This is a genomic window from Streptomyces sp. NPDC055243, from assembly GCF_044544025.1.
GTDB lineage: Bacteria > Actinomycetota > Actinomycetes > Streptomycetales > Streptomycetaceae > Streptomyces.
The window spans coordinates 324328-345758 of sequence record NZ_JBITWR010000005.1; the positions used below are offsets into that span (position 1 = coordinate 324328).

21 protein-coding genes and 2 pseudogenes are annotated in these 21431 nt (G+C 68.4%); 15 read left to right on the top strand and 8 right to left on the bottom strand.

Annotated features, from left to right (window positions below):
* The first annotated feature begins 285 nt into the window (after window positions 1-285).
* Window positions 286-1293, top strand: a complete 1008-nt coding sequence (locus ACIGXX_RS17460) for a pentapeptide repeat-containing protein (protein WP_399976475.1) — start codon at window positions 286-288, stop codon at window positions 1291-1293.
* 128 nt (window positions 1294-1421) lie between these two features.
* Window positions 1422-1763 carry a hypothetical protein gene (locus tag ACIGXX_RS17465; protein ID WP_399976478.1) on the top strand — a complete coding sequence of 114 codons (342 nt, stop codon included), beginning with the start codon at window positions 1422-1424 and terminating at the stop codon, window positions 1761-1763.
* Between the two features lie 40 nt (window positions 1764-1803).
* Here ACIGXX_RS17465 and ACIGXX_RS17470 read toward each other — a convergent pair whose 3' ends face one another.
* Window positions 1804-3051, bottom strand: a complete 1248-nt coding sequence (locus ACIGXX_RS17470; RefSeq protein WP_399976481.1) for a pentapeptide repeat-containing protein — start codon at window positions 3049-3051, stop codon at window positions 1804-1806.
* A gap of 76 nt (window positions 3052-3127) precedes the next feature.
* Between ACIGXX_RS17470 and ACIGXX_RS17475 the strand changes: the two genes are divergently transcribed.
* Window positions 3128-3421: a hypothetical protein gene (locus ACIGXX_RS17475; RefSeq protein ID WP_399976484.1), complete on the top strand. Its 294-nt coding sequence runs from the start codon at window positions 3128-3130 to the stop codon at window positions 3419-3421.
* A 161-nt stretch (window positions 3422-3582) separates the two neighbouring features.
* Window positions 3583-4242 (top strand): methyltransferase domain-containing protein, encoded by a 660-nt coding sequence (locus ACIGXX_RS17480; RefSeq protein WP_399976487.1) that lies wholly within the window; start codon window positions 3583-3585, stop codon window positions 4240-4242.
* Between the two features lie 184 nt (window positions 4243-4426).
* Here the strand turns inward: ACIGXX_RS17480 and ACIGXX_RS17485 are convergent, their stop codons facing one another.
* A complete protein-coding gene (locus ACIGXX_RS17485) occupies window positions 4427-5587 on the bottom strand; it encodes an alkaline phosphatase PhoX (protein WP_366464154.1) in 1161 nt (386 codons plus the stop codon).
* Window positions 5588-6373: 786 nt separating this feature from the next.
* Here ACIGXX_RS17485 and ACIGXX_RS17490 point away from each other — a divergent pair.
* On the top strand, window positions 6374-6835 hold the full coding sequence (locus ACIGXX_RS17490) for a hypothetical protein (protein WP_399976491.1): 462 nt from the start codon (window positions 6374-6376) through the stop codon (window positions 6833-6835).
* Window positions 6836-7391: 556 nt separating this feature from the next.
* Here the strand turns inward: ACIGXX_RS17490 and ACIGXX_RS17495 are convergent.
* A complete protein-coding gene (locus ACIGXX_RS17495) occupies window positions 7392-7700 on the bottom strand; it encodes a hypothetical protein (protein ID WP_351167722.1) in 309 nt (102 codons plus the stop codon).
* Between the two features lie 735 nt (window positions 7701-8435).
* Between ACIGXX_RS17495 and ACIGXX_RS17500 the strand changes: the two genes are divergently transcribed.
* From ACIGXX_RS17500 to ACIGXX_RS17530, 7 genes and pseudogenes are all read left to right on the top strand, one after another.
* Window positions 8436-9332: an esterase/lipase family protein gene (locus tag ACIGXX_RS17500; RefSeq protein ID WP_399976495.1), complete on the top strand. Its 897-nt coding sequence runs from the start codon at window positions 8436-8438 to the stop codon at window positions 9330-9332.
* Window positions 9333-9601: 269 nt separating this feature from the next.
* On the top strand, window positions 9602-10864 hold the full coding sequence (locus tag ACIGXX_RS17505; protein ID WP_399976498.1) for a sensor histidine kinase: 1263 nt from the start codon (window positions 9602-9604) through the stop codon (window positions 10862-10864).
* A gap of 417 nt (window positions 10865-11281) precedes the next feature.
* Window positions 11282-11488 carry a hypothetical protein gene (locus ACIGXX_RS17510; RefSeq protein ID WP_351167718.1) on the top strand — a complete coding sequence of 69 codons (207 nt, stop codon included), beginning with the start codon at window positions 11282-11284 and terminating at the stop codon, window positions 11486-11488.
* A gap of 295 nt (window positions 11489-11783) precedes the next feature.
* Window positions 11784-11923: pseudogene (locus ACIGXX_RS17515) on the top strand (IS5/IS1182 family transposase); the annotation flags it as partial.
* 154 nt (window positions 11924-12077) lie between these two features.
* On the top strand, window positions 12078-12530 hold the full coding sequence (locus ACIGXX_RS17520) for a hypothetical protein (RefSeq protein ID WP_399976502.1): 453 nt from the start codon (window positions 12078-12080) through the stop codon (window positions 12528-12530).
* A gap of 86 nt (window positions 12531-12616) precedes the next feature.
* A pseudogene (locus tag ACIGXX_RS17525) lies at window positions 12617-12864 on the top strand (zinc ribbon domain-containing protein); the annotation flags it as partial.
* Between the two features lie 80 nt (window positions 12865-12944).
* Window positions 12945-13244 carry a hypothetical protein gene (locus tag ACIGXX_RS17530; protein WP_399976505.1) on the top strand — a complete coding sequence of 100 codons (300 nt, stop codon included), beginning with the start codon at window positions 12945-12947 and terminating at the stop codon, window positions 13242-13244.
* A 265-nt stretch (window positions 13245-13509) separates the two neighbouring features.
* On the opposite strand, the gene ACIGXX_RS17535 is transcribed toward ACIGXX_RS17530, so the two are convergent.
* Both ACIGXX_RS17535 and ACIGXX_RS17540 read right to left on the bottom strand, forming a co-directional pair.
* Window positions 13510-14244, bottom strand: a complete 735-nt coding sequence (locus ACIGXX_RS17535) for a trypsin-like serine protease (RefSeq protein ID WP_351167710.1) — start codon at window positions 14242-14244, stop codon at window positions 13510-13512.
* A 337-nt stretch (window positions 14245-14581) separates the two neighbouring features.
* On the bottom strand, window positions 14582-14761 hold the full coding sequence (locus ACIGXX_RS17540; protein ID WP_384311867.1) for a hypothetical protein: 180 nt from the start codon (window positions 14759-14761) through the stop codon (window positions 14582-14584).
* 375 nt (window positions 14762-15136) lie between these two features.
* Here ACIGXX_RS17540 and ACIGXX_RS17545 point away from each other — a divergent pair, with 375 nt between their 5' ends.
* A complete protein-coding gene (locus ACIGXX_RS17545) occupies window positions 15137-16054 on the top strand; it encodes a MurR/RpiR family transcriptional regulator (protein WP_366464149.1) in 918 nt (305 codons plus the stop codon).
* A gap of 331 nt (window positions 16055-16385) precedes the next feature.
* Entirely contained in the window at window positions 16386-16772 is a 387-nt protein-coding gene (locus ACIGXX_RS17550; protein ID WP_383825089.1) for a hypothetical protein, read from the top strand.
* Between the two features lie 292 nt (window positions 16773-17064).
* Here the strand turns inward: ACIGXX_RS17550 and ACIGXX_RS17555 are convergent, their stop codons facing one another.
* The 3 genes from ACIGXX_RS17555 to ACIGXX_RS17565 form a co-directional block, all read right to left on the bottom strand.
* Window positions 17065-18435, bottom strand: a complete 1371-nt coding sequence (locus ACIGXX_RS17555) for a HEAT repeat domain-containing protein (RefSeq protein WP_399976511.1) — start codon at window positions 18433-18435, stop codon at window positions 17065-17067.
* Window positions 18436-18865: 430 nt separating this feature from the next.
* Window positions 18866-19375 carry a DinB family protein gene (locus ACIGXX_RS17560; RefSeq protein WP_361472388.1) on the bottom strand — a complete coding sequence of 170 codons (510 nt, stop codon included), beginning with the start codon at window positions 19373-19375 and terminating at the stop codon, window positions 18866-18868.
* A gap of 240 nt (window positions 19376-19615) precedes the next feature.
* Window positions 19616-20206, bottom strand: a complete 591-nt coding sequence (locus tag ACIGXX_RS17565) for a TetR/AcrR family transcriptional regulator (RefSeq protein WP_351167690.1) — start codon at window positions 20204-20206, stop codon at window positions 19616-19618.
* A gap of 104 nt (window positions 20207-20310) precedes the next feature.
* Between ACIGXX_RS17565 and ACIGXX_RS17570 the strand changes: the two genes are divergently transcribed.
* Entirely contained in the window at window positions 20311-21240 is a 930-nt protein-coding gene (locus ACIGXX_RS17570) for an alpha/beta fold hydrolase (protein ID WP_399976901.1), read from the top strand.
* The last annotated feature ends 191 nt before the right edge of the window (window positions 21241-21431 follow it).

A 21431-nucleotide genomic window follows, 5' to 3' on the forward strand; every position in this document is an offset into this window, starting at 1 on the left:
GTCGGCCAGGAGGTGACGTCTGGGCAATACCCGGTGCGGTGGTTGGTGACTTCACTCTCAGCCCACCGGCCTGCCTTGCGAACGAAGCTGAGGTCAGCGGCGCGGATTGCGCGCCCCGCGTTTGAGTTCGGGCGCGGGGACGCAGCCATCTGGGATGGCGCGTAGAAGGAGAAGGCCAGCAGTGTTGCCCGGACACCTCGTGGGGACGTGTCGCCGCCTGCGGCGCGGGGCTCTGGGGTGCGAAAGCCCGGCCGGGCGTGGGTGCTTGGCGTCGGTGCGGCAGTCGTGAGCGTGTTGCTCGTCGCGCTGATCGTCGTCGTGGCGCCGCGCCATCTCCTGGCCTGGGACACTGCCGGCGCCCGCGTTCCAGACCGCGCGCAGGCAATCAACGACCTTCGGACCACGCTGTTGCAGGGGCTGGCCGGGGTGGCGTTGCTTGTTGGAGCCTTCTTCACCTGGCGGCAATTGCAGGTGACGCGGTACGGACAGCTCAGCGAGCGGTTTACCGCGGCGGTGGAGCAGTTGGGCAGCCCTAGCGTGGAGGTACGCATCGGAGCGGTCTTCGCTCTGGAGAGGGTCGCTGTCGACTCACGGGACGATCGCGGGACCGTCGCCGAGGTGCTCTGCCTCTTCGCGCAACGCAACGCACTCGCCACACCGCTCGAAGCCCGCCCCGCCCCTGGCGAGATGGCGAGAAGCGGTGAAGTGGCCCTGGCGCACGCGGGTGACACCTTGCTGGTCCTACGCTCCCCGGATGTGCACGCGGCGGTCACCGTGCTCGGCCGTGCTCCACGCCCCGCAGGGTTGACACTTCGTCTCCAGCGGGTGGACCTCCGACGCTCGATGCTGGACCACGCGGATCTCGTCGACGCGGACCTGCACTACGCCGATCTGACGAACGTGCATCTCCAGGGGGCCCGGCTGCAACGAGTCGACCTGTCCGGAACGTGGCTGGTCAGAGCCATACTTCTGGGAGCCGACCTGCGACAGGCCTCGATGCGGTCCGTCTTGCTGTGCCACGCCCGGCTCGACGACGCCGACCTGCGCGCGGCGGACTTGAGCAATGCCGACCTGACAGCGGCCGTCATCGGCGCCGCGCGATTCGAGCTGGCTGATCTGCGCGGCGCGGTTCTGACGGGCACCGACCTGACGGGGGCGACGTTCACCAAAGCGGTGGCCGACGCCACCACGGTCTGGCCCCAGGGCTTCGACGCGGCAGCCGCCGGGGTGCTCTGCGCAGACGATGCGCCGCCGCTCCAGCCCCTGAGCTTCTTCCCGCAAGATCCCGCCTAGCGACGGCGGTCCTGGCGTACTTGTCGTAAGGGGGCGCCGTCCCCTAAGGAGCCCTGGGTCGGTCGATCCGCGGGCTCGGATCTGGATGCGTTTTAGCACCCGTCTCAATACCTCCGGATCAGTGGAAGGTGGGCCGGGCTCTCACGGTCACCTTCGCCGTTGCGGTCCTGGTCGCGGGCGGCGTCTTCCACGGCCTGGTGGTCCTGCTGGACTTCCGGGTAATCGACCGCAGCGCGATGCTCGTCGCGAAGACCCCCTTCGACCTGGTGAAACTCTCCTTCGGAGTCTTCGCTGGAGCTGGCGCGCTAGTCACTCTGGTCGTCGCCTACCGCCGTCAGCGCGTCGACAGCAGCGGCACCTGGTCCCGCGGCGCACCGACGGACGTCGTCCCGCTTCTGCAGGAGCTGCGCGGTGAGCAGGTGGAGCGGGCCCGTGCGGTGGCAGAGAACGTGGTGGCGCTGCACCGCTGACCACACCACCACACCGAGTGGGAGCGCACAGGTGCGGCAGCTACGGATTTGGAAGCAGCCAGGCGGGGGGCAAGGTGACGGTCGCAGGGACTGGAGTACCGACGGCAACGAGAAGCCCGTCGGGAGCTGAGCCCTTCGCCTCACTGAAGGACACCTCACCGCCGGAGAACACCGTGCCCACGAAGGACTCCCTCCCGAAGAACGACGTTCTGTCGAAGGACACCCTGCCGCCCGAGAACTCTGCGTGCCGGAAGAAGCCCTTGCCGCCGTGGAAGTCCGTGGAGCTGAAGTGCACCGTGCCACCCGAGAACACCGTGTGGACGAAGGACTCCGCGCAGCCGACGAACTGCGCGTTGACGAAGGACACCTCGCCGCCGGAGAACACCGCGCCACGGAAGGACACCTTGAGGCCGCTGAAGAGCCTCCCGGGGCCGGAGAAGGATGCGTCGACGAAGTGCACTGCGCCACCGGAGAACAACGCATCGCGGAAGGACATCTCTCCTACCCAGCACTTTGCGCCGCTGAAGGAGACAGTGCTACCGCGGAACGAGGCTCTGTCGAAGGACACCGTGCCGCCGCAGAACGACGCTGTGTCGAAGGACACCGTGCCGCCGGAGAACACCGCGCCGGTGAAGGACACCGTGCCGCCGGAGAACACCGCACCGGTGAAGTTCATGTCGCCGTCGATGGTGACGTCGGTGAGGTCCAGGTCGAAGCCCTGCCAGGAGCCGTGGATTGTCTCGGGGCGTCGGTAGCGGTCGCCGATGAGGCGCAGGATGGTGTGCCGAATCTTGCGGAGGGCCAGGTAGCGGTGGTGCTCGTCCTGGCAGGCGGGGTCATCACCGGGGTCGGGGGGGTAGGGAAGCTGGACGTAGGCGCACAGGACGTCGATGCATGTTTGGCGCAGGCTGTGGTCGGGGGCGTCGTCGGCGAGGCTGACCAGGGCGTGGACGCCGCCGAGCCGGACGGCCGGGGAGTTGTCACCGAGCTGGGAGACGGCGGCGGTGAACCGTTCGGCGTGTAGGCGGGTGGCCTCGCGGTGTGCGCCTGCCTCGTCGACACGCTGGCGGCGGTAGGCGACCACCAGCGCGACGAGCGCACCGGCCCCCGCGACCAGCCCAAAGGAGAGCTTCACCAGGTCAACGAGCGTGCTCGCATCGAGCTTCGCGGTGCTGTCGATCTCCCGGATGTCCAGCAGGACGACAAGGCTGTAGAAGACGCTGCCCGCCGCCAGGACAGCGGCAGCGAAGGTGACCGCGAGGGCCCAACCGGCCTTCCACAGCCGCAACTCCCGATCATCTGGCGCCGAACGCGGCCTCTGCTTGGCTGTCATGGAAAGGGAGACATGACGGGCAGACCCGCGGTTGCAGAGGTGGTTCGCAACACCAGGATCGAGCGCTACAGTCCCGCTTCGGAGGTATCACGGCGGGTTCTCAGCGCCAGCCCGGGCGGGCAGCCCTTCCGGCTACCGCTTCTGCGCGACGAACTTCGACGGCCGGTTCCTGGAGCACAACCCCGAGATCGCCTTCACGTACGACGGCTCGGTCGAGCGCACCGCGCAGATCCTCGCCGCCGCCGGATTCGAGGTCGACTGGAAGCTCTGGGAGGCGGACTACAGCAGGTGCGGCCCCTGCAGGCCGGGCGCGAACTGCCACTGAACTACCGGAAAAAACGGTCGGGCCTGGGGACTTGATGAACGCCCCCAGGCCCCGACGCGTGCAGGCACGGGCAAGGCGGGTCGCTCCCTGAACCAGGGGGCGGCGGGCCGGTACGGTGACCAGCTCACAGAGCGGGTCCCACCGGCCACTTGAGGAGCTCGATGCCCACCGCGCCGCGCACTGCCGCCGAGTACTGGGACCGCTATCTGCCCGCCCGCGGCCCCGATGAGCCCGCTCCGCGGCCCGAGTTCGAGTGGACCCAGTACCCCGGCCACGGGCCCGGCCCCGAGCTGCTCGGCCATCCCGAGCACGCCCTGGACCTGGGGCCGGCCCAGGGCAAGGAAGCCGTGTTCCTGGCCCGGCGGGGAACCAAGGTGACGGGCGTCGACCTCTCCCACGTCCAGGTCGAGCGGGCCCGCTCCTGGTGGTCCGCCGAGCCGAACGTGTCGTTCCAGCACGCGGACGCGTGCGCCTTCCTCCGCCAGGACGACGGCGTGTATGACGCGGTCTACTCGGTGTGGGGCGCCCTGTGGTTCACCGACCCCGACGCGCTGCTCCCGCTGATCGCCGGGCGTCTTGCTCCGGGCGGTGTGCTGGTCTTCAGCCAGGCCGAACCGCCGGCCGACGGCTACGGACCCCAGACCATGGGTGGCAAGTATCTGGAGCAGGGAGAACTGACGGTGCTGCGCTGGCAATATCGGCCCCACACCTGGGCGGACCTGCTCAAGCGGCACGGCTTCACGCGGGTCGAGGCCTGCGTGCTGGACGCGCCGGAAGAGGGCACATCGGGCGCCCTGCTGGTGTCCGCAGTCAGGGCGTAGTGCCGGAAGCCTGCGTAGCCGAGGGGCCGCCCCAGTCCAAGGGGAGGCCCCTCTGTCGCCGGCTTGGCGATGTCCTCGGGCTTGACTTGGTCGGCGGGGATGACCGTGCGGAGGGGTGCTTCTGGCGTGCCCGCAGGCGTGGGCTCGTTGCGGCGGGCCTGCGCGGCTCGTGGCAGTGGGCCGGTCAGCTGCGGAAGGGTCCTGTGACTTCGTAGGTGATGCCGCCGGACGAGCTGCCGCTCGTGCCGCGCTGGCTGGAGAAGTACAGGCGCTTGCCATCCGGCGAGAAGGCCGGGCCGCAGATCTCCGAGGAGGACTGGCCGTTGATCCGCAGGAACGTCGCGACCACGTCGTCCGGCGTGATGATGCAGATCTCCATGTTCCCGCCGTCCTCCGCGACGTACAGGTCGCCGGAAGACGAGCCGGTGACGTTGTCGACGCCGGTCAGCGGCGCTCCGCCACCGACGACCAGGGAGTCGTCGTAAGCCAGCTCATAGGTGCCGGCTGCCAGGTTGAGCTGCCAGACGCGGCCATCGCCCTTGGTGGTGAACCAGACGGTGTCGTTGGCGTAGTGGCAGCCCTCTCCACCGTTGAACAGCTTGGCGCCGGAGACCTGGTCGCGGGTCGGGGTGGGCGAGCCGTCCGGGTCGGGCACAGTCGCCCACGTGAAGCTGCCGGAGGTAGCGGTTCCGGCCTTGAGGACCTGGAGCGTGCCCGCCGACAGGTTGCCCCACGTGGACGGAACGAACCGATAGAAGCAGCCGTCCGACGCGTCCTCCGTCAGGTAGATCACCTTGCGGACCGGGTCGGCGGCCGCCGCCTCGTGGTTGAAGCGGCCCATGGCATCGCGGCGTACGGCGGCGTTCACGCCCCACGGGTCGGTCTCGTAGACGTAGCCGGTGCTGACCTCCTCGCAGGACAGCCAGGTGTTCCAGGGGGTCGCCCCGCCGGCGCAGTTGCGGTTGGTGTTGGACAGGATCCGATACGAACCGGTGATGGAGCCTGTCGAGTTGAACTTGATCGCGCCCGCGCCGCCGGTGGAGGAAATCTCCGAGTTGGAGACGTAGATCCAGCCCGTGCCGTCGGCGAAACAGGCACCGCCATCGGGGGCGTTGTGCCAGGTGTAGGTGGTGGAGCCGACCTTCTGGCCGGACCGGGCGATCACCCGGCTGGTGAAGCCGCTGGGCAGCTGGAGGCCGTTGGAGTCCGCCGTGCCGAGTGCTCCGTACGGACCAGGGCCTTTCTGTGCCGGCGCCGCGTAGGCCGCGCCCTGCATGAGCGTGTACCCGAATGCCGCTGCTGAGCCGCCGACGACTGCTCCACGCAGGAAACTACGACGTTCCACTTGATCACTCCAGGGGTTCGTGACCGTCCCTGCCGAACCGGTCGGGCGGCGGGGTCGCGAGGGGCGCTTCCGGAACCTAAGCGCCCCGGATTGACAGTGCATCAACAATCGATGAAGCGGAAGCGTCTGCTGTCGGCCTGTTGCGCCGCACTCTTTGCCAGAACCTGCCGCCTCACCGGTGGGGCCAGGCAGACGCGTTGACCGTGCTGAGGATCCGCCCTGGTGCAACCCGTGCGCCTCCAGGGCGACCTACACGGTCACCTTCGTCTCCCTCTCCTCGTCGGCGCCCGTGGGCGGCCACCGTCACCGATGTGGACGTCACCGAGGAGAAATGGACACCGCCGACACCTACACTGCCACCCCGCAGCACGCAGGCTCCGGGGCCGCGCTCGGCGGGGCGAGCGGCGCGCCGAACGGGAGGATGATCGTGGCCGCCTGGCTGCCCGTCAGGCTGCCACGTCCGTTTCGTGCGGCGGCATGGATTGGGCCTGGGCTGATGTACCGGGGACCAGTGCCAGATCGCGACCGGTTCGACAAGAGCGCCGGGTCCTGCCCAGCAGCCGTCGCCCAGCAGCCGTCGCCCAGCAGCCGTCGCCCAGCGCGTCCCTCCTGATGCGGGTGTGACAATTGAAGACAACTCCCAGCGCGCGGCCGCCCGCGCTCGCGATGGTGGGCCGCAGTCCACCGCAGCGGCGAACCGGCTGGTGACGTGAAGCGATCGGCCCACCGGAGCCCAGCTATACGATCGTGGCCGTTGCTTGACGGTGCCGGACGAGGAGTGAGCCCGTGGTCGCGCGAGTGCGGGAGCAGCGGCTTGAGGTGTTCGTGGACGATTTCACGTTCACGTTCCAGGAGTCCTGGGATGCTGAACTGCCGGTTGAGTACCCAGACGGCATCAACGTTGCGGCGTTCGTGAACACGTTTCCGGGTCGGGTGGACGTGACCAGTGCCGGCCACTTCCATACCGCCGAGGTGAAGGTCCAGGTGTGGGGCGAGCCTCCGCCCAGCGAAGACGTCACCGCGTGGGATGTGCAGGACGAGGCTGAGTTTGAGTCGCTGAGCGGTGATGTCGCTGTGTGGACACCGACCCTGGGACGCACCGACGAACTGATCGGACTCGGCAGGGAGGGCTCGTGGCGTGTGCGTGTCCACTGTGCGGGTCGCGCGGAGGTGGCCGCACTGCGGGACTCCGGGGAGCCCGTGGTCGGAATCGAGCGCTACCTGGTCCAGTTCTTCCCGGCAGGCTGACCGGGGCGGGGGCGGTCGGCGCGCACTGGCCGCCCCCGTTTCGTCACGTTGTGGTCTTCACCAGGAAGGCGTCGCCCCCAGTGCCGCCTCCCACCGCGGGGCCGGCACGTGCAGTTTCGTGCTGGTCGGGGGAGTCAGCGACCAGGGGGGGGCGGCGGCGCGAGGCTGACGACCGGTCTCGAGTCCGTCTCCATCGGCCGCCACCTGATGGGGCTGCGGCGCGGTGGTACCGCCACACCGCGGTCCGCTCTACAGCGGGACTACGACCGGTAGCTGTCCGACCCAACGGGCCAAGCTGTGCTCACGGCAGGGCCTGATCCATCGAGCGACCGGCACACCATCCGCTTGCCGGTTTCCGTCGCGGGAACGGCCCATCCTTCAGGGCCGTCCTCCCTCTCGATGGTGAACACGTCACGACCGTGCTGAGGTTGCGTGCTCGCTCACCAGCGGGCGGCCAGCATGAGCACCACCGCAGTGGCCGGGCCACTCGCCGGCGCCGCCCGGGCGCGGCCCTACGGGTGGCTCGCCACGCCGCTCACCGCCGACCGCCCTGGCCTCACCAGCAGGGGCCGCCCGTGGTCTCGCTCTTGTTCCAGTCGAAGTTGTCGATGGACATCCAGCCGTGTGTCCGGGTTTCGGCGACGCGCCCGTACACCCACACGTTGCCGTGGGAGTTCTGCACCCAGCAGTGGAAGTACAGCTTCTTGCCCTTCGCGACGCTGTCGACATTGTCGCAGTACGAGTACCACATGTTCTTGAGGTTGTACGTCCCCTTCATGATCCCGTACCCGCGGTCGAGATTGGGGCCAGTCTGAGTGTTGCACGCGGCCGCTGCCGAGGTCGGGGTCGCTGCTGAGGCGGACACGCCTCCGAATCCCGTGACAAGGGCAAAGGCCGCCGTAGTAAGGGCCAACTTCCGCTGGATGTTCATGCCGTTCCTCTCGTTTGAAGGAGGATTCGAGACCTTCGGTCGCTCGGAGAAGCTACCGAGCGACGTCCGGGATGCGCGTCCAGTGGTGGGTTGACCCCCCGTACAACTTCCGCTGTACCGCGGAAGTTGTACGGCGCGAGTGAGCCGGTGCAGCCGGTGCAGCCGGTGCATCCGGCGATGCCGACAGCGACGGTCAGGGGGGCAGATGCTGTCGGTGTCGCTGCAAGACCCGCGGAGTGCGGCCACCACGATCCGCGAACTTGGCATCGTCGCCTCGGCGCGATCGTCGCTCGTAGTCGGGACGGCATGCCCACATCAGGAGCGAGGGCGAGTGTGACGGCGGGCTTGGTAGGACTCGGCGGTCTTGTGGTAGCGGATGGTGAGGCCGCGCGGGTGCGTGACGGTCAGGCGTAAGGCGTTGGTTTGACATGTGGCCTCTGTCAAACGAGAGCAGTAGACGGGACGTCCAACCACCGGGCGATGCGCCCGTTCGGGGCCTGACCCTAGCTTCGGCCGTGCGGAGCATGCAGTATCCGCATCCGCATCCGAAACAGGTCAGCAGGAGGAGAGATGCACTTAAGAGCTACAGCTACAGCTACAGCTACAGCTACTTCTACGTCACGCAGAACCGGGCGGAGGCGCGGCGCCGGAGCCGCGCTGCTCCTAGCTTTGACCGCAGCCCTGGCGATGCTGCTGGGTCTGGCCTCGCCGGCGGCGGCAGAAGCCGCGCCGCCCCGCGACGACAGTGTCGACGAACCGGTCATCATGATCCACGGCTTCCACGAGCGGCCCTTCCTGGGTGACCCGGTGCCCTGGGGATACGACTGCGGTGACTGGTGGAAGGCCACCCAGGGCGCGATGACCGCCCAGGGCTGGACCGGCGAACTTCGCACTTACGGCTACTACCAGAGCGACAGCAACTGCAACTGGTACTACACCGACGACACTCCTGACGAGGCGAAGAAGACCCAGCTCGGGGACCGCGACACGCCACTCACCGACATCGCCCGGGATCTCGCGTGGAAGATCTACCGTTCCTACTCGTCCAAGGGCAAGTCGGTGGACGTCATGGCGCACTCCATGGGCGGCTTGGTCATCCGCTCCGCACTCACCGAAGTCAGCAAGGCCAACCCCTGGTTCCCGCCGTACCTGTACGTCGAGGACGTCGTCACCTACGGCACCCCGCATAGCGGGACCACCGTCAGCGCCCTGTGCGGAAACCCTCTCAACCGCTTCAACCAGTGCGACGAGATGCAGGTCAACTCGGCGTTCCTGCAGAATCAGATCGAGAACCCACAAGGCGCGCACGGCACCGACTGGACGCTCTTCGGCTCTGACTTCGACTACATCGTGCCAGCTTGGAGCGCCACCGGCATGAAGGCCGACCACAAGGTGATCTATGACCGGAGCGCGCGGATCAACCATCAGCGACTCCATGCGGTCACCGACGGTACGTACGGCATGGAGTACATCAACACCCCGAACACCCGCTGGACCCACGACGACAGTGGAGCGGCGCCGGTGCGTGCCGGCACCAACTCGCTGTACTGGCACAAGGCCTGGTAACCACCGCCGGCCGTCGTCCCACGACCGCCGACGAGAACAGGAACCACCACCGGCACCACAGGGCTCATCGCAGGTGTGGCCGCGGCAACCAGCCGCGGTCATGCCCATGGCGGCGGTCGCAGGAACGCGCCGCCTGCGAGGGGCCCTGGGGCGCAGCTGACCCGGAACACGTTTCACCGGTTGCGGCGCAGGGCTGCTGCTCCGTCCCACCCGCACCAGGTCCTGCCGAATCAAGGGCTGTGAGGGCGCGGTTCGTTTAACCTGCAGCAATGCGGGCGGGGAAGGAACGAGTTCGGCAGTACGCCGTCGATCTGGGCATCGCCGTGGCTGTCCTGGCCATCACGCTGGTATACGCGGTGACCCACCACACGCCGCGGTGGCCGGACTTCGACTCCGCGGCCGTCGTGCTCACCGTGGCCGTCAATCTGCCCTTGGCGCTGCGCCGCCGGATGCCGTGGACGGTCCTGCTGGTCACCAGCGCCGCCCTGGCCGCTTACACGGCCGCCGGATACCAGCCGACCGTCAACGTCTGGTCGCCGATGCTGGCCTTCCTCACCGTCGCCTCCGTGTACCCGCCCCGCAAGGCGGCGCCCGGCGCGGCCCTCGCCACCGCCGTATGGATCCACCACGCCCTCAGCGCGGGCACGTCGTCCATGTGGCTGGCCGTCGTGGAGACCTTGGCGTTCGTCACCATCGTCTGGGGCATCGGCTACAACCAGCGCCGTCTGCGGCAGAGCAACCGGCACCTCGCCCGGCTCACCGAGCGACTGCGACAGCAAGAAGGAGTTTTGGCACGCCAGGCTGTGGCGGAGGAGAGACTCCGTCTCGCCCGGGAGCTCCATGATGTCGTGACCCATCATCTGTCGGTCGTGTCCCTGCACAGCGGACTCGCCCGCCTCGTATGCGACAAGAACCCCCGGCAGACCCGCGACGCGCTGAGCACCATCGAGGCCTCCACCCACCGTGCCCTGGCCGACATGCGCGACCTGCTGCGCGTACTCCGCGTGCCACCGGACGACGCTGATGTTCCGGGGGAGGCGCAGGACGGTCGCACCGTGGGCCTGCAGGACGTCGAAGCGCTGGCCGCCTCGTTGGACGCCGTCGGCCTCAGCGTCACGACGACTGTCACCGGCGCTCCGCGCCCCCTCATGCCACACGCCGACCTGTGCGCCTACCGGATCGTCCAGGAGGCCCTGACCAACGTGCTGCGGCACGCCGGGTCCGGCACCTGTGTCGCCCTGTCGATCGACCACGGACCCGCCGGTCTCGCCGTCGCCGTCCGCGACGAGGGCGGCCCCCGCGAGGGCGCTCCCGTACCCGGGCACGAGGAGCTCACGGGCGTGCGCTCGATTGTGCGCTCGGGTGGGCGGGGGCTGCAGGGCATGCGCGAACGCGTCCGTCTGTACGACGGCGAATTCCACGCAGGCCCCCGCCAACCCAAGGGCTACGAGGTGGTGTTCACCCTGCCCCATCCCTACCGCGCCGACGCGGACGAGGACGGCGCACGGGTACGCGGTGTCGCCCAGCCGTGAGGAGCGGGTCAGCCGAGGAGGCTCCGTCCCCGGCGGTCACTGTCGTCCCGACAACCGCTGGCCATGTCTGATCCGCCCCACGCGGCATACGAGGCGCACTTCGCCCGCTCCCTCTTCCAACTGCTGGCGGGGGCAGGCTGGAAGCGTCTGGACGTCTTGCGTGTCAGCAGCACGGGCGTGCTGCTCGGCGGTGCACCGGCCAGCTACAGAGCCCAGACGGCGCTCGTGCGGCAGCAGCGCATGGCCGGGTGGTCAATGGACTCCCTGCTACCTGCTGCCTGCCCTGCCCCTGAGTCAAAGGGCTCGTTGGACGTGATGCCGAAAGACACGAACTTTGAGCCAGAGCGGAAAGGTTCGCCGTCGGCAGACGTCGCGTGCCACGGTGTACTCATCGCACGTTCACCAAGGGGAGATGAGATGAAGCGGATGACTCGTTGGACCACAGGCCTGCTCGCCGTGGGTGGATTCGCCGTGGCCTTGCTGGCCGCTCCGGCCGCAAGCGCCCAGGCGAACGAACTCACTGTGCAGTGCTCCGGCGGCTGCGCCCAGTCAGTACCGGACGGATTCCAGGTGTCCTCCACCACAGGGGACTTCACCACCAACGGCAACTGGGACCCGCACTAGACCCGCGGACACGGGCGACTGCCAAGGCCCGACGATCTCCGCAAAGGCGTGTGCCGCTGCACCTGACCGTGAACCGGCCATATCCGCTGCCTGGCTAGGGCGTTGAGGCCGAACTGGTGTGGGTGGAGACGTTCACCGGCTGTCGGTAGAGCAGTTCGGGCGGCTGCTGAAGACGGTCCGGGACCGGAGCGGCAACGGAACCTTGCGGGGGCGGCCGTGGAGCCTTCCGTTGGCCGAACGGGTCTTGGTGGTGGCCGTGTACTACCGCACGAAGGACGACAATGCTGCGCACCGCACGGTCCGCGCTCGGTGGGGCGTGTGATCGGACGGATGAAGAGCTACAAGATCCTCCGCGACTGCCGGCAACACGGCGACGGCCTCCACCACGCCGTCCAAGCCGTCGCCCACATGTACAACCTCGCGCTCGCATCATGACCAGAAGACCGCGCTCACTCACCCTGACCTGCCCGAACACAGCCCTGTGCAACAGGCGTTAAATTCTGTCCCGTGAATGGGTCCCGGTTCGGTCGGACCAGAACTGCGCGGCTGATTCTGGACGGCTCCCACTCCCCTCTGCGAGGGTGGATCGGTGACCGAGGGGGAACGGGAAACACTGGCGGTTGCGCTGGATCACGCCTGGCGCTGGTACGAGAACCGACGGGGTCGAGCTCACTATCTGATGCAGATTCTCGTCGTGTGGCTGGCGATACTGGGTACGGCCTACGGCGTCACGCTGCAGGCGAGGCTCTACGGGATTGGCGGCTGCTTCGCTGTGTTGGCGGCGCTCAGCGTGGTAGCTCTTCACTTGGAGTCATCGCGGCTGAGGGCGTCAGCAGAACTTGCCGCTAGGGCCGTTGCCGAGTTGCAGAGCCGCCTTGCTGACGCACTCGACATGGAGGCAATGCGTCTGCAACGGCATGAGGACGATACGTGCCCCTCTGACCCGCGTTTCCTGGGGTGGGACCAAGGGCATTGGCTCTCAGCCGTGAGCATCGTTGTCGCATTGGCCGGGGCTCTCTACACGTGGGTGATGCTGCCGTAGAGCGCCGCCTTCAATCGCGACAGCCCTGCCGCCCGCCCACATGTCAGTCCGCACCCTCCTTCCCGCGTGGCTTTACGGGACAACTCCACTCCTGGGCCTTCGCCCAGCTCGGAGGCTTCATCGTCTACAAGGCCAAGCGGGCCGGGGTGCCCTTGGTCTTCATTGATCCTGCGGACACGTCGACCAGCGCAACCGTGTCGACCAGGGGCTTTTCATCTGCCGGGGGTGCGGGGGCGTTGCCCACGCCGACCGGAACGCTTCCCACAACATCGCCGCACGCGGCGCTGCTGTGTGGAATGCGGGGCGTGAGTCACGCGTCCCTGCCACCCCATAACAGGGTGTCTGGACGGAGGAGTCAACCCAGCAGCCAACGGGGCGCTACCTCCAAGCCCGGCCCTTAAGGGACGGGTCAAGTTGACCTACCACGCCAACGGCGAGGTACAGCTTCACTTTGAGCTGGGCGCCGGCTATGACCCGGTCGGAGCCCGGCCCGATCTGCTGCGCCCCGGCCTCGAAGCCGCCGGAGTCATCGCGCCACGAGACTCCATCGACGACATGCTGGGTGCGGACGAGGAACTGTCGGCACACGCACAACAGCGCCAGGTGCTGGCAGTCATCGGTGAGCACTTCGCACTGTCCCTGCCGCAGCAGACCATCGAGAACGGTCGCCTGCCTGCCGTAGTGACCCGCACAGCGCCCCCATCCTCCTGGTAGCAGAAGTGCTCCGTACGCCAGGTTGCGCTTGTGCGGTTCTGCTGGACGTATGTGAGCGCTATCGAGTAGCGCGGAGGAGGCGGCGGCGGGATCGTCCTCGTGCTCGGTGCCTGGGAACAAGCGGCTTGGCGGCGGCTCTCGGCTGAGGTTGAGGGGCTACGAAAACGGGGCCGCAACCCCGGCCCCCCTGGCGGAACTGGCGGCCGGGGCGCAGGTCGGGGACGAAGGCCTCCAGGACGGCGCGGCGCAGTACGCCGCGCCGACGCTATCGTCGGATGACGGAGCGAATCCAGGAGAGTTGCTGGGACACCTCCCCGGCCTGGGCGCCCTTCTCACGGTCGGAGCCGTTGAAGACACCGATGAGGGTTTCGGTGCCACGCGGACCGACGGTCATCACCGGGCCTCCGGAGTCGCCCCCGGCGGGAATCCCGGACACCTTCTTCATACAGAAGTCGGGGCCGCCCGGGGCGGTGTGGCCCGCGCACCGGGGGTCGTCCGGCCGTACGACCTTCAGGTCCGACTGCTTGAGGACGGGAGACTGGCAGGCGCTCTCGTCGGTGGTGCAGGTGGCACCCCATCCGTACTGCCGTACGGCCTGGCCGCGGTGGACGCCGACCGTGGCCAGGCGCGCCGTGCGGACGTTCATCGGCGGGACCTTGACGAGCATCATGTCGGCGTGCGCGCTGCCCACGCGCTTGCGGGGAATGGGGCGGACCGTAGTGCCTCGTCGCATGTCTAGATGGCCCACCCGGAAAGAGATCCGCTTGTCGGCGACCGGCAGTGCCTGCTCGTAGAAGCAGTGTGAGGCGGTGAGGATCCACTGGCGGGAGACCGCTGTCCCGGTGCACGCCGGTTTGCCGTCAACGAGCATGCGTACCGCCCACGGGCCGTAGGTGCTCTTTGATCCGCCGATGACGGCGAAGGCCGGAGTGGATGACATCACCGAGCCCACGACCAGCGCCAGGGCGGTCAGCAGCAGGACACGAAAGCGACGCACCATGCAGAACAACTCCTCTCAGGGGGTACAGATGTACAGGTAGTGAGAGGCCCTCCTGAGCAAAAGCGTTCCGCGTCATCAAAACAACTGGCTCCGGGCCTCGGGCCGCAGCCCAGGACGTAGTTGGCACGATCGGCAAGGAGGGCGCCTACGACCACGCCAGGGAATGGAACGCCGGCGCCGCCGGTCAGTGAACTGGGCAACCCGCTCTACGCGAGCGCTCTACGCGAGCGCTCTACGCGAGCGCTCTACGCGAGCGCTCTACGCGAGCGCTCTACGCGAGCGCTCTACGCGAGCGCTCTACGCGAGGCCGGGCGGCGAGCTCGCCCAGCGCGCGCCCTCACGGGGTGAACGCCGCCTCACGGGGTGAACACGGCTGCGGTTCGGCGGAGCCGAGGTCCTGTGGCCAGTCGTCCGCGGAGAAGCGGTAGTTGCGCGAGGACGCGGCAACCGTGCGGTCGCGGACCGCCTTCAGTAGCCGTCCGAACTGATCCCCACCCGAAAGCCGGTGCATGTCCACCCAAGGAGGGGACACGCACGGGGATGCCCATGCCGCCGCGGTGCTCTCCATGACGGGGGCTGGGCTCGCCGTCGGTGAGTTCCCGGCAACCGCGGCGGGTCGCGAGGACATGAGCGCGGGCACGGCCCACCCGTCGAGCGGGGCAGTCGTTTGTGCCGCGCGCCGTGCGGCCAGTGAGCCGAGCCCGGCCACTGCCCGTCCACTGCCCGGCCACCGCCCCGCACTTGCCGTACGAGCGCCGGGAGGCTTTCGCCCGCCTCCACCCGCCGCTGTCCGGTCCGTCGCACCGACACAGGCGGCGGTGGGCGGCTGACGGGGTGGGCACAGGGTGTGAGCTATGTTGGGTGCCGAGTGACATAAGAGGGAGGCCCGTCGGTGTCATCCGGGCAGCAGGCACGCGCCCAGGCGGCCGCCATCACGCCGGGCGGGAAGTCGCCGGACCATGAGCGCGCCCCCGGTGAGCGGGTCCGTGCGCTGTTCGACGGCCATCGGCTGTCCCCGGGGAAGCGGCGCATCGCCCAGTACCTGATCGATCACCTCACCGAGGCCGCGTTCCTCTCGATCACCGAGCTGGCGGAACGGGTCGGTGTCAGCCAGCCGTCCGTGACCCGCTTCGCCGTCTCCCTCGGGTTCAGCGGTTATCCCGCCCTGCGGGACGCGCTCCAGCCGATCGCCCTGAGCGCGGTCGCGGGTTCCCCGGGGGGCAGCGAACAGTTCCGGCACAACGCGCTGCAGGCGGCCGTGGACGCCGAGATCGAGAACCTGCAGAACCTACGTCGCCTGCTCGCCGACACCGACCAGACGCTGGACATCGGGCGCGAGCTGGCCGGTTCCGTGCCGTTGACCGTGCTCGGCCTGCGGATCTCGGTGTCGCTGGCGGAGTACTTCGCCTACGCGGCCCGGCGCATCCACCCCGACGTGCGCCTGGTGACCCGTGGCGGCAGCGTGGCCTACGACGCCCTGCTGCAGTCCCGGGAGGCGGGCGGAACCTGGATGCTGGCCTATGCCATGCCCCGGCACGCCAAGGAGACCCTGGGCGCGCTCCGGGCCGCGCGGAGCGTGGGGCTCCGTACCGCGCTGATCACCGATTCCACCCTGGGGCCGCTGGCGGACGCGGCGGACGTGACTCTGACCGCGGGCACCGGGTCCCGGCTCGTCTTCGACTCTTACGCGGCGCCCGGAATGCTGTCCGCGGCCCTGCTGCAGGCGATGGCCGACGCGGATCCTGAGCGGACGCAGGCACGCCTCGAAGGCTACGAGCAGGTCGCCGACCAGCACGGTTTCTTCCTGTAGGTCGATCCCCCCACTCGGGCCGCCGCCCCCCTGTCTTGCGCTGGGCATTTCACCCTTCCCTCCGCATGTAATTTTTCATTCCCTTGCTTACTCAACGGTATATATGTTTACTTGCCCGGCGCCCCGGATCCACCAGACGCCAGGGAGAGCGACCCCAAGCCCTCCCGGAAGCAGACACGCGGTGTGACGTCTCCTCCTCACGTCCCGCCCGTGCCCGGTCCCGGCTTTCGGATCACACCGGAGCGCTCAAGGCGGCCTCGGTCAACCCCTGGGCCGAGGCCGCCGCAACAACGTCTCGATCAGAGTTCGACACCACTCGGAAGCGACGAGAATGCGCCAGACTGCCTCCTTCACACTCAGCCCCGACTGGCCCTGCCAGGTCAACCCGCCCGGCACCCAGGACTGGGAACGCACGGCGATGCGCTGGCTGCGGGACCTGCTCCCGGCCCGGTACGGCACCTATCCGACGCTGTCCCGCCATCCCGCACTGCTCGTCCGGCACGCACAGCTCCAACTGCAGCACGAGGTACGGACGGTGCGGATCGCCCTGGAGACCAGCCGGGCGGAACTGCCGGCGATGGGCGTGTCCGCGTCCGTGATCGAGAACTCCATCAGGATGTACGCCGCTGAACTCCAGCAACTGGGCCGCCTGTCCCGAGGAGTCCGCCTCATCGGCGACGCCCTGGAGCAGCCCACAACGGGCCGATCTCGGCGCTGACTTCAGCGATCACATCCGCGGTCAAACGGCGAGGCACCTGGCACCCGTCCACGCCAGTACACCCGGGACTTCGCCAGGAACATCAGCGTTCTACGGTGCCGATGGCGACTCGGTCGTACCGGTCGCCGACGACCATGGCAGGTGAAAGCTCCTGTTCGGCGGCCTTCAGTTCAGTTGGGTTTCAACCGGATGCCCGCGGCCGTGGCCTGTCGGACGTTCGCTCGTCGGCGGTCCGGGTGGCCCGCAGCCGGCGCGAGAAGCAACCAGGGCGGTCACCTTCCCTGCCTGTTGCTCAGTCAGTTGGCCGGTGGCGCTGCTGATAGGCCCAGTAGGCGAGAATGCGGTGGTCCTCTTGGTGTGGGCCGATCCAGCCGAAATCCGGAGGGAGCTCGCCGACACGTTCCCAGGCCTGCTCGGTGCGGGGATCATCCTGGCGAGCGAGGGCGTAGACGATCTCCAGACGCAGGAGCTGGTGCTCCTCGTCCAGCAGGGCGACGAGGGCGTCGGTGACGGCCGGCGTCCGGTCGTCGCAGTTGACCAATGAGATGCCGGCTTGGGCCCGGACGGTGGAGTCGCGGTCGCCGGTGAGGGTCAGCAGCGCCGCTCGGAACGCGGGCGTGGCGTGGGCGGCCAGCTCTGGGGCGGTGGAGCTACGGACATCGGGTTCGGGATCGCGCGACAGGGTGAGCAGGGTCGTGGCAGCAGCTTCGGTCGGCGGGGCCTCTCGTGGGATCAGGTTGGCAATCTGGCTGCGCACGCGCGCATCGGGATGGTCGGCGTATCGGAGAGCGAAGGCCTCGTGGTCGGGGTGCTCATGTTCGGCATAGACCTCCAGGACCCGGGCGAGCACCATGCCGTCGGGTTCGGCGAGGGCCCAGGCCGCGAGGAACTCAGCATCCTGCGCGGTGTCCTGGCGCTGGTCCCACCACGCCGAATGGTTCCGGCTCCACACGACATCGGCGAGGAAGCTGCGGCGGACGGGGTCGGGGTGGTGCTGCAGGGCTTTCAGCTCGGACCAGTCCTGCGGGCTCTGGCGTCGGCCGAGGACATGTCTGGCGTTGGCCCAGTTGACGTCTAACTGGCTTGGGACCCTGTAGAGGACGGCGCGTGCCACCAGCTCGGCCACCGGTGCCAGGATGTCGAGCCGCTCCTCCAATGAGGTGAGGATGGCGCTGTGGCCGGCCCGGACGGTGAGTCCGCCCAGGGAGACCTCCTCGACGTCCGTGTACATGCCGTCGTTGACCAGGCGGCGGATGGCCGGGCCCGTGGCTTCCGTTCGCCGGCGCAGTTCCTCCTCCTCGCCCGTCTCCCACCAGTGCCGCGCGAGGTCGAGCAGGCGCTCCCGGACGCCGGGGGCGAGCCGCAACCGCGGATCGCTGCCGAGCACGGCATCGACCAGCGCATCCGAACCAAGATCCACGGCCCGCAGCAGGGGCGTCGTGCCGTCCGGCAGCTCGCGGCCGGGATCCGCACCGCCCTCCGTCAACACCTCAGCGGTCTTGTCATCGAACCCGGCCACCGCGGCACAGAGCAGCGGAAGGCCGTCGGGGCCCGGAGTGTCCGGCGGGGCGCCTTCTTCCAGAAGGGCTCTGACCGTATCGGCGTCTTTGGCGCATACGGCAGCCACCAGTTGGTCGCTCAGGTCGTGTTGCGATGTCGGCACAATCCCCCAGGTGCTTTTCGATCAGCACACGGTATCCGAACAGAGGTGCCACACATAGGTGCCGCACACATGCCCTCAGCGACATGCCCAGATCGCGGCTAAGCAGGCGACGCGACATTCGCCGAGCGCCTGGACACGGCGGCCGGCGCGCCGGAGCGGGGTGTCTCTGCGATGGCGGATACACCCGCGCCGGGCACCCGTGGTGGCCGGACTTGATACCGAAGCGGTCACCACGTGATCCCCAGAGGTGGTGTCGACTGCTGCAGATGAGCAGACTCTGCCGCTGCCCCGGCCGAGGAGCCGTGCATCGTACGAAGCTACGGCGAGCGAGCGAGAGAGAGCGGGCGGGGGTGTGCCGCGGACACACCTGGCCCCAGCACGCGGGGTCCGGCGCCTGCGAAGGATGCGGCGGCCGGGGGGAGCGGGTGTGTCAACGGCGCTGCAGCAGTCCCCGGACATACGCGGCCTGCCCGGTGTGCTGCAGATCGTCCGAGATGACGCTGATCAGCCGGACGCCGAGGGTGACGTGTGGCGTCCATTGTTGGTCGACGACGCGGTCGAGTGCGGCGTCGTCGAGTGTGCGTACGTAGGCGAGGGTCTGCTCGTGGACGGCGTCGTAGTAGCCGCGCAACTGATCGGCGGAGACGCCACCGAGCGATGCCACCTGCTTGGGCGTGTGCCCGTATCCCGTCTCCTCCTCGCCGAGGGGTAGTTGGAACCGGTCGGACCAGCCCTGGGCGGTCCACACCTGGTCCCGGCCCGCCGCGTCAGCGACATGATCGTCTTGGACGCGGGTGAGGTGCCACACCAGCCAGACGATCGAATTGGCCTTGTCGTCCGGACGGAACGCGAGCTCCTCGGGTGAAAGCCCCTCGACGGCAGCATGCACTTCCTCCTGGACGCGATCGAACGCGCCCGCCAAAAGCTCTGCAGTGTTCATCCGTCCATGGTCACCCCTGGGCTGGGAACACGCCGGTATGGCGGGCGGTGACGGCCTGTCGTTGGCTCTGAATTTGTCCAAGACCCCGGTCCCGCGTGGCCGAAGTGGTCTGAGCGCGACGGAGAAAGCGCCCTGCTTCCGGACCGACCGAACCCCTCGGCAAGGTTCATCGTCCCCAGGCAGGAAGGTGCTTGCGCGTGTCCGTTCCATCAGCCGCCGTGTTCAGGCGAAACGGCGGGGCTAGCTCCGGGCCTGGAAGGCGTGCGAGAGTGCGCTGACGCTGATGTCGATGACCGTGCGGAGCTGCTTCTGGCTCGCCCTGGCCCTGCTCATCACGGCCAGCGACTGGTTGACCGCCGTGAGGTGAACCGCGAAGGCGTCGGCGTCGCCTTCGGCCAACTGCGCGGAGTCCAAGGCGGTCCGCAGCCGCGCATGCTGAAGGCCCAGAGCTTCCATCGCGCGTGCGGCGATGGTGGGGCTGAGCACCTGTGCCGCCATCGCGGTCTGGGCGATCAGGCATCCATCAGGTACGTCAGGGTCGGCGATGCGCCGCAGGGTGACCTCGAAGAACGCCCGTACCGCCTGGAGCGGTTCCTCGGACGCACATGAAAGTGCCTGGTCGTAGCTGTTTCCGTACCGCGCGGCGTAGCGGTCCAGGCAGCGCAGGTAGAGGGAGTCCTTGTCGCCGAACGAGGAGTAGAGGGAACTGCGGTTCAGTCCGGTCGTCCTGGAGAGGTCGTCGAGAGACGTGTCGGCGTATCCGGCCCGCCAGAACTGGATCATCGCCGCGTCGAGCGCGACGCCCACGTCGAACTGCTTCTTGCCGGCCATCACGCATGCACCTCGTTCTTGGACCAGCCGTTGTGGCCTTGCCCATCCTATCTTGAACTGACCAGTTCAAGATGCAGTAGGCTCAAGACGTGACCGACGACGCCATGGCCCCGAACCGCTCCTGCGCCCCGAACCCGGTCCCCGGGTTGCCGCTGTACGACCTTGCGGGTTTCACGCACCGCTGGGTCGACGCGGAGGGGATCCGACTGCACGCCGTGGAAGGCGGCCGGCCGGCCGGTCCCACCGTCGTCCTGCTCGCCGGATTCCCGCAGACCTGGTGGGCTTGGCGAAAGGTGATGCCAGGCCTTGCCGAGCGATTCCACGTGATCGCCATCGACCTGCCGGGACAGGGCCACTCCGACCGCCCTCAAGAGGGCTACGACACGCACACCGTCGCTTCGCGTGTCCAGGCCGCGCTGACCGCGCTCCACGTGTCGAAGTACTGGCTCGTCGCCCACGACATCGGGGCCTGGGTCGCCTTCTCGCTGGCCCTGACGTACGAAGAGCGCCTGCACGGCGTCGCTCTCCTTGACGCCGGCATTCCCGGAATCACCCTCCCGGACTCCATCCCGACGGACCCTGACCGGGCCTGGAAGACCTGGCACTTCGCCTTCCACCTGGTGCCCGAACTGCCCGAGACGCTGCTTACCGGCCGCGAGCGCGACTACGTCGGCTGGTTCTTGAAGGTCAAGGCTCTGTCCCCGCACACCTTCGACGGCGCCGAGATCGACCATTACGCCGCCGCCATCGCGGCCGAGGGAGGGCTTTCGGCGTCCCTCGCCTACTACCGCGACGCCGCGGAATCAGCGCGCAAAAATCATGACGCTCTCGAACGAGGGCACTTGACCGTCCCGGTCCTGGGAATCTCCAGCTCCCACGGCTCGATCCCCGACATGGCCGCCTCCCTCAGCCCGTGGGCAGAGAACGCGACCGGCGTCCTCATCCCACAAGCCGGACACTTCATTCCCGAGGAGCAGCCCGAGGCAACTGTGGACGTGTTGACCGCGTTCATCGAGCCCGAGCGTGCCGAGTAGTTCGTCTACCAGCGGGGCGACGAGTGCGGCCGGCTCCTGCTGGAGGTAGCGTGGTCGCCGGGGCAGAGGCGGGGTGCAGCAGCCGCGGTGAACAGGGCGTCCCAGTCCTTGAGTTGCCCGGTTCCGGCAGCGGACTCCCCGTCGTACAGGGCCAGCGCTGTGTCCAGGGGCGGATCATTGTGAGTGGGGAG